At 65.7% G+C, this 6,144-nt stretch carries 7 protein-coding genes and 1 pseudogene; 5 read left to right on the plus strand and 3 right to left on the minus strand.

What is annotated here, in order from left to right; translation table 11 throughout:
• From VMJ11_RS28830 to mpl, 3 genes and pseudogenes are all read right to left on the minus strand, one after another.
• Positions 1-677, minus strand: a pseudogene (locus VMJ11_RS28830) (RNB domain-containing ribonuclease); the annotation flags it as partial.
• A 115-nt stretch (positions 678-792) separates the two neighbouring features.
• The gene (locus tag VMJ11_RS28835) at positions 793-1,368 is read right to left on the minus strand and encodes a YqiA/YcfP family alpha/beta fold hydrolase (protein ID WP_325624123.1); all 576 of its coding nucleotides are present in this window, start codon (positions 1,366-1,368) and stop codon (positions 793-795) included.
• Positions 1,365-2,768, minus strand: coding sequence for a UDP-N-acetylmuramate:L-alanyl-gamma-D-glutamyl-meso-diaminopimelate ligase (gene mpl, locus VMJ11_RS28840; RefSeq protein WP_325624125.1), 1,404 nt, complete (start codon positions 2,766-2,768; stop codon positions 1,365-1,367). Before mpl ends, VMJ11_RS28835 begins: the two co-directional genes overlap by 4 nt.
• Positions 2,769-3,065: 297 nt before the next feature.
• Here mpl and VMJ11_RS28845 point away from each other — a divergent pair, with 297 nt between their 5' ends.
• The 5 genes from VMJ11_RS28845 to VMJ11_RS28865 form a co-directional block, all read left to right on the plus strand.
• Positions 3,066-3,710, plus strand: a complete 645-nt coding sequence (locus VMJ11_RS28845; RefSeq protein WP_325624126.1) for a UDP-N-acetylmuramate--alanine ligase — start codon at positions 3,066-3,068, stop codon at positions 3,708-3,710.
• A gap of 32 nt (positions 3,711-3,742) precedes the next feature.
• A complete protein-coding gene (locus tag VMJ11_RS28850; protein ID WP_325624128.1) occupies positions 3,743-4,294 on the plus strand; it encodes a TlpA disulfide reductase family protein in 552 nt (183 codons plus the stop codon).
• Positions 4,295-4,488: 194 nt separating this feature from the next.
• Complete coding sequence (gene aroQ, locus VMJ11_RS28855) at positions 4,489-4,941, plus strand: type II 3-dehydroquinate dehydratase (protein WP_325624129.1); 453 nt, start codon at positions 4,489-4,491, stop codon at positions 4,939-4,941.
• Between the two features lie 103 nt (positions 4,942-5,044).
• Positions 5,045-5,512 carry an acetyl-CoA carboxylase biotin carboxyl carrier protein gene (gene accB, locus VMJ11_RS28860; RefSeq protein WP_325624130.1) on the plus strand — a complete coding sequence of 156 codons (468 nt, stop codon included), beginning with the start codon at positions 5,045-5,047 and terminating at the stop codon, positions 5,510-5,512.
• Between the two features lie 219 nt (positions 5,513-5,731).
• Positions 5,732-6,144: biotin carboxylase N-terminal domain-containing protein (locus tag VMJ11_RS28865; protein WP_325624132.1), on the plus strand; the 413-nt coding region annotated here is incomplete at its 3' end.

A 6,144-nucleotide genomic window follows, 5' to 3' on the forward strand; every position in this document is an offset into this window, starting at 1 on the left:
CTCGGAAAGCCCGTGCCATGCGGGAAGAACTCAGCAAGGAAACGCGCCTCGTGCAGTGCCCGTGGCGAGGCGATGCCGCCGCAGTCGAGCATGAGCCGAGGCATCGAAATGCCGCGTGCGGCCGCTGCCGCTTCGAGCGCCTTGTACTCGATCGAATTCTTGTCGGGCTTCGTGAGCAGGCCGAGCGCCTTGCCGGCGAATGCCTCAGGCAGCTTGCCCGCCTTCAGCTCCTCTTCGTAGCCGGCCTGCACGAGCGCCTGCTGGCGTTTGCGCTCGAGCGAGGCGAGCGCCATCTTCAGCTGCTCTTCGGGCGCACGCTGATACTGGCCGCGCCCCTTGCGGCGAAAGTAGACGGGCGAGCCGTGCAGGCGCAGCACGAGCGCGGCGCGCTCGACAGGGCCATAGGTCTCGCCGTAGTACTCGCTCGCGAGCGTCGTAAATGCGAATTCATCGGCAGGCGCGCACTCCCACAGGAAATCGAGATCGATCTCCTGGGAGGCAGCATCCGCCTGCTCCATCAGTTCGCCCGCGGCGGGTTTCTCGAACTCGATCAGGACGTCCTTCGCGCGCACCTTGGCGCGCCGTCCGCCCGGCAGCTCGACCTGAAACGCGTCGCCCTGGCGCGACAGCACGCTGCCGGCCTTGAAACTGCCCGATTCCTCAAAGAAAACGTTCACTCAACACTCTCGTTCTGACTTGCTTCGACCGCCGGCACTACGCGCCGACGGTGCTGCTGTATACATATAGGCGTTCGCGCGCGCACGACGATGATCACGGGCGAGCGGCGGCGCATCAGGCCGCGTCGCAGAAACGGATCACTTCGTCGACGTAATCGGCGAACTCGCTGATGCCATGATCGCTGCCTTCGATCAGGTGTGTGGGCACACCCGGATAGTGCGCGAGCATCTCGCGGTAATCGAGCACTTCGTCGCCGGTCGCGGCGATCAAATAGTAGCGCGCGGGCTGCGTCACCGTGGCGACGGCGAGCGCACGCAATTCGTCCAGATGGCGCGGTTCGACGACGATGCTGCCGCCGCCGTGCCAGAGCGGCTGCTCGCCGAGATACTTCGACAGATCGCGGTCGGGCACGACGGCGGGGTTCAGCAGCGCGGCGCGCCAGCCGTGCTTTTGCGCGAGATACGTCGCGAAGTAGCCGCCAAGTGAGCTGCCGATGAGCGTCACGCGCTCGCCCGGCAAGATCCGCGCGCCGATTTCGCGCTCGGCAAGCTCGATGGCCTCGCGCGGCGAGACCGGGAGCGCCGGGCAAAGCCATTCGTCGCTGCGGCCCAGTTCGGCAAGACGCGCCGCCAGCAGGCGCGCCTTGAACGACTGCGGCGACGAGCGAAAGCCGTGCAGATAAACAATCACGCTGCGCTCCGTGCCGAGAGCGCGTCGAGCAGCTTCTGATGCACGCCGCCGAAGCCGCCGTTGCTCATCACGAGCACCTGGTCGCCGGGACGCGCCGCGGCGGCGACCGCCTTCACGAGCGCGTCGAGCTCGTGGAACGCACGCGCCTTTTCGCCGAGCGGCGCGAGTGCGCCGGCGAGATCCCAGCCGAGCGCGTCCTTGCCGCTCGGCGCGCCATAGCCGAACACGAGATCGGCGTCGGCGAGACTCTTGGGCAGCTGCGCCTTCATCACGCCGAGTTTCATCGTATTCGAGCGCGGTTCGAGCACGGCGAGGATGCGGGTGCGCTTTCCATCTTCACCGCGGCCCACGCGTGTGCGCAGGCCCGCGATCGTCGTTTCGATCGCCGTGGGATGGTGCGCGAAGTCGTCGTAGACGGTCACGCCTTCCACGCTCCCGCGCACTTCCATGCGGCGCTTCACATTGCGGAACGTGGCGAGGGACTGCGCCGCCTGCGCGGGCGGCACGCCCACGCTGCGCGCGGCGGCAATGGCCGCGAGCGCGTTCATGCGGTTGTGCTCGCCCTGGATCTGCCAGTCGACCACGCCCGCGCGCTCGCCGTTGTGATAGACGGCAAAGCGCTCGTCCACGGCCACGCCGTCCTCGGCGGGCAGCGCCTGCCAGCCGCCATCCACGCCGAAGCGCTCCACTTCGCTCCACACGCCGCGCGTGAGCACGCGCTCGAGCGCGTCCGAGCGCCCGTTCGTGACGATGCGGCCGACGCCGGGAATCGTGCGCACGAGGTGATGGAACTGCGTCTCGATCGCCGCGAGATCGGGGAAGATGTCGGCGTGATCGAATTCGAGATTGTTGAGGAGCGCCGTGCGCGGACGGTAATGGACGAACTTCGAGCGCTTGTCGAAGAACGCGGTGTCGTATTCGTCGGCTTCGATCACGAAGAAACTCGATTCGGTGAGCCGCGCCGAGATGCCGAAGTTCAGCGGCACGCCACCGATCAGGAAGCCGGGATTCAGGCCCGCGTCTTCGAGCAGCCACGCGAGCATGGAGCTCGTGGTGGTCTTGCCGTGCGTGCCGGCCACCGCGAGCACCCACTTGTCGCGCAGCACGTGCTCGCCGAGCCACTGCGGGCCGGACGTATACGGCAAGCCGCGGTCGAGGATCGCTTCCATCAGCGGGTTGCCGCGCGAGACCACGTTGCCGATCACATAGAGATCGGGATTCAGTTCGGTCTGGCTCGCGTCGTAACCCTCGATCAGGCGGATGCCCTGCGCTTCGAGCTGGGTGCTCATCGGCGGGTACACGCCTGCGTCGCAGCCGGTCACCGTGTGACCCGCGCTGCGCGCGAGCACGGCGAGTCCGCCCATGAACGTGCCGCAGATGCCGAGGATATGGATGTGCATAAGCCTGTCGCGCCGCGCGGGCGTCGTGAACGAGGTTAACGGGTTATAGGGATCTGGAAGCCGGGACGGCGGCAGTGGTGCGCCGCCGGAGCAAAGACCGGTATTGTACCCGAGGCCCCGGGCCGTATTGGCCAACGAGGGCTCGACTGCGGGGTCGGCAGCAAGCTCGGGCGAGGGCTCAACGGCGCGGCGCCAGGCCGGACCTGAGCGCCTCTGCGATTGCCCTCCTCGCCGAGCCGCAACGCCCTCTGGAGGCCGCGGCCAGGACCGCGAGGCGTTCTCTAGTATGATTGAAGGATGGTTCGCAGATCACATTTCGATCCCCAGCGCGTGCGCGAGGAAATCGCCATCGCTGCAGCACGGATGATTGCCGAGGACGGCCTCGACTACGCCACCGCCAAACGCAAGGCAGCGCGGCAGGTAGCGGGGGAAGCGCGTATTGAAGGCAACTGGCTGCCGGATAACGACCAGATCGAGGAAGAGATTCGCGAGTATCAGGCCCTCTTTCAGGGCGACAGCCAGCCGGCAGTGCTGCGCCGCCTGCGGGAAATCGCACTTGAATGGATGCGGCGGCTCGAAGCGTTCAATCCGTTCCTGACCGGTGCGGTGCTCAACGGTACCGCGGGCGAGCACTCCGACATCCATCTGCAGATTTTCTGCGACAACGCGAAGGATGTCGCGATCTGGCTGCTGAATGCGAACGTGCAGTACGACGTGTCTGAAACGCGCCATTTCGCGGCTCGCGGCTATGTGGAGACGCTGAGCTTCATCTGGCGCGCGTCGCGCAACGAGGAGCCGGTCGGCATCCACGTGGCGCTCTACAATACCGACGACCTCCGTGGAGCCGTGCGCGCCGACGCGCGCGGGCGGCTGCCGCGCGCCAACGCGCAGGCACTCCGGGCGCTGATCGACGAGAGCGGCGCCACTTCTTCCACCACCTGATTCAACTGATCCACAACCTGAAAGCGGCAACGATGAATACGAAGCGGATTCTGGCCGGCGTGGCAGTGGCGGCGATCGCCGCCGGCGGCGGCATATTGGCGGGGCACTGGGCAAACGGCGGCAACGCGGGCGTGGCCGACGCGGCCTCGGTGAGCAGCAAGCAGGATGCGACCGGCCAGCTTTGGTCGGCGGCAGTCACGAACCCGGAAGGCAAGCCCCAGTCGCTCGCCATCTACAAGGGCCGGCCGATCGTGGTCAACTTCTGGGCCTCGTGGTGCGGGCCGTGTGTCGAGGAAATGCCCGAGCTTTCCTCGCTGCAGCGCCAATACGCGAAGAAGGGCATTCAGTTCATCGGCGTTGGCGTCGATTCCGCCGCGAACATCCAGACCTTCCTGAAGAAGGTGCCTGTCGACTACCCGATCTACATTGCCGGCTTCGGCGGCGCGGACGTCGCGCGCGCGTTCGGCAACATGGCGGGCGGCCTGCCTTACACCGTGGTAATCGACGCGAACGGCGTCGTTCGTGCGACAAAATTAGGCCAAATCAAGCCCGACGAGCTGCGGCGCACGCTGGATGCACTTTGACGCAGCGGAACTTTTGACCCGAGCTTAAGCGCCGTAAAGCACTTTTTGCCGTGAGAATTGCGCGTTTTACCTGAAGATGACCCCATGAGCGCGTCGCAAGACGTAACCGGGGCCACATCACCTTATCGGAAAACTAGACAAATTTCTCTAATCGGCGCTAAAGTTCGCGCAATTCCACGGAAAAAGAAGCGACCATGACGCGACTGCTGGTTTTGCACGGCCCGAATCTCAACCTTCTCGGCACCCGGGAACCTGAGGTGTACGGGCGCGTGACGCTGCCGCAGATCGATCAGGCGCTCTCGGACCGTGCCGCAGACGCCGGCGTGGAACTCGCGACGTTCCAGAGCAACCACGAGGGCGCGCTGGTCGACCGCATTCAGGCGGCCCGCACCGAGCAAACCGACTTCATCCTGATCAACCCGGCCGCTTACACGCATACGAGCGTCGCGATCCGGGATGCGCTGGCAGGCGTCGGCATTCCGTTCGTCGAGATCCATCTTTCGAACGTGCATCGCCGCGAGCCCTTCCGGCACCATTCGTATTTTTCCGACCAGGCCGAAGGTGTGATCTGCGGCCTCGGCTGGAAAGGTTATCTCTACGCGCTCGAATATGCGATCGACCGGCTCGCTGCCCGGTCGGCCGCGTGATTCGCGCGCCGGATGACCGTCACAACGCCAAGACAAAACCCAACCCGTGTCGGGACGCGCGCGCCCCGGCACCTCACGTATTCAAAGCATAAGGGGCTGCACCATGGATCTACGTAAGCTGAAGACTCTGATCGACCTCGTCTCCGAATCGGGCATCTCGGAGCTCGAAGTCACCGAGGGTGAAGGCAAGGTGCGCATCGTCAAGAACGCGCCGCCCGTTTACGTGCAGCAAGGCGCCCCGCAATACGCGGCACCGGCAATGGGCGCCCCGCTCGCCGCGCCGGCCCATGCCGGCGAAGCCGCCGCGCCGGCCGCCGCAGCGCCGGCCGCACCGCAAGGCCATGTCGTGACTTCGCCGATGGTCGGCACGTTCTACCGTGCGCCGTCGCCGGGCGCCGATCCGTTCGTCCAGGTCGGCGACACGGTCAAGGAAGGCCAGACCCTGTGCATCATCGAAGCAATGAAGCTGCTCAACGAGATCGAGTCGGACGTGGCCGGCGTGGTCAAGGAAATCCTCGTCGACAACGGTCAGGCGGTCGAGTACGGCCAGCCGCTCTACGTGATCGCCTAAGTTTCTGCGCGCGACGGCGGCCCTTGCGATCGACGGGCCGCGCCGCGCATGCCGCGTGCAGCGCCCGCTTTGGTTGCGACGCGCGCGGCCGATCCTCTGAGCACCCGTTCGTGCATGGGATCGCAGACAGTGCCAACGCCCTGACTGCGATCGACAGGCAGTCCGCTTAAAACCGGTGTGATCCGCTTGCGGCGCCCATTGATGAGTCGAATACCCACCATGTTTGAAAAAATCCTCATTGCCAATCGTGGCGAAATCGCGCTCCGCATCCAGCGCGCGTGTCGCGAACTCGGCGTCAAGACGGTCGTCGTCTACTCGGAAGCCGACAAGGAAGCCAAGTACGTGAAGCTCGCCGACGAGGCGGTCTGCATCGGCCCGGCGCCTTCGAACCTGAGCTACCTGAACATGCCGGCGCTCATCAGCGCGGCCGAAGTCACCGACGCCGAGGCGATCCACCCCGGCTACGGCTTCCTCTCCGAGAATGCGGACTTCGCCGAGCGCGTCGAGCAATCGGGCTTCACGTTCATCGGCCCGCGCCCGGAAACGATCCGCATGATGGGCGACAAGGTCACGGCGAAGCACACCATGATCAAGACCGGCGTGCCGTGCGTGCCGGGCTCGGAAGGCGCGCT

It is taken from the genome of Paraburkholderia sp., assembly GCF_035501035.1.
GTDB lineage: Bacteria > Pseudomonadota > Gammaproteobacteria > Burkholderiales > Burkholderiaceae > Paraburkholderia.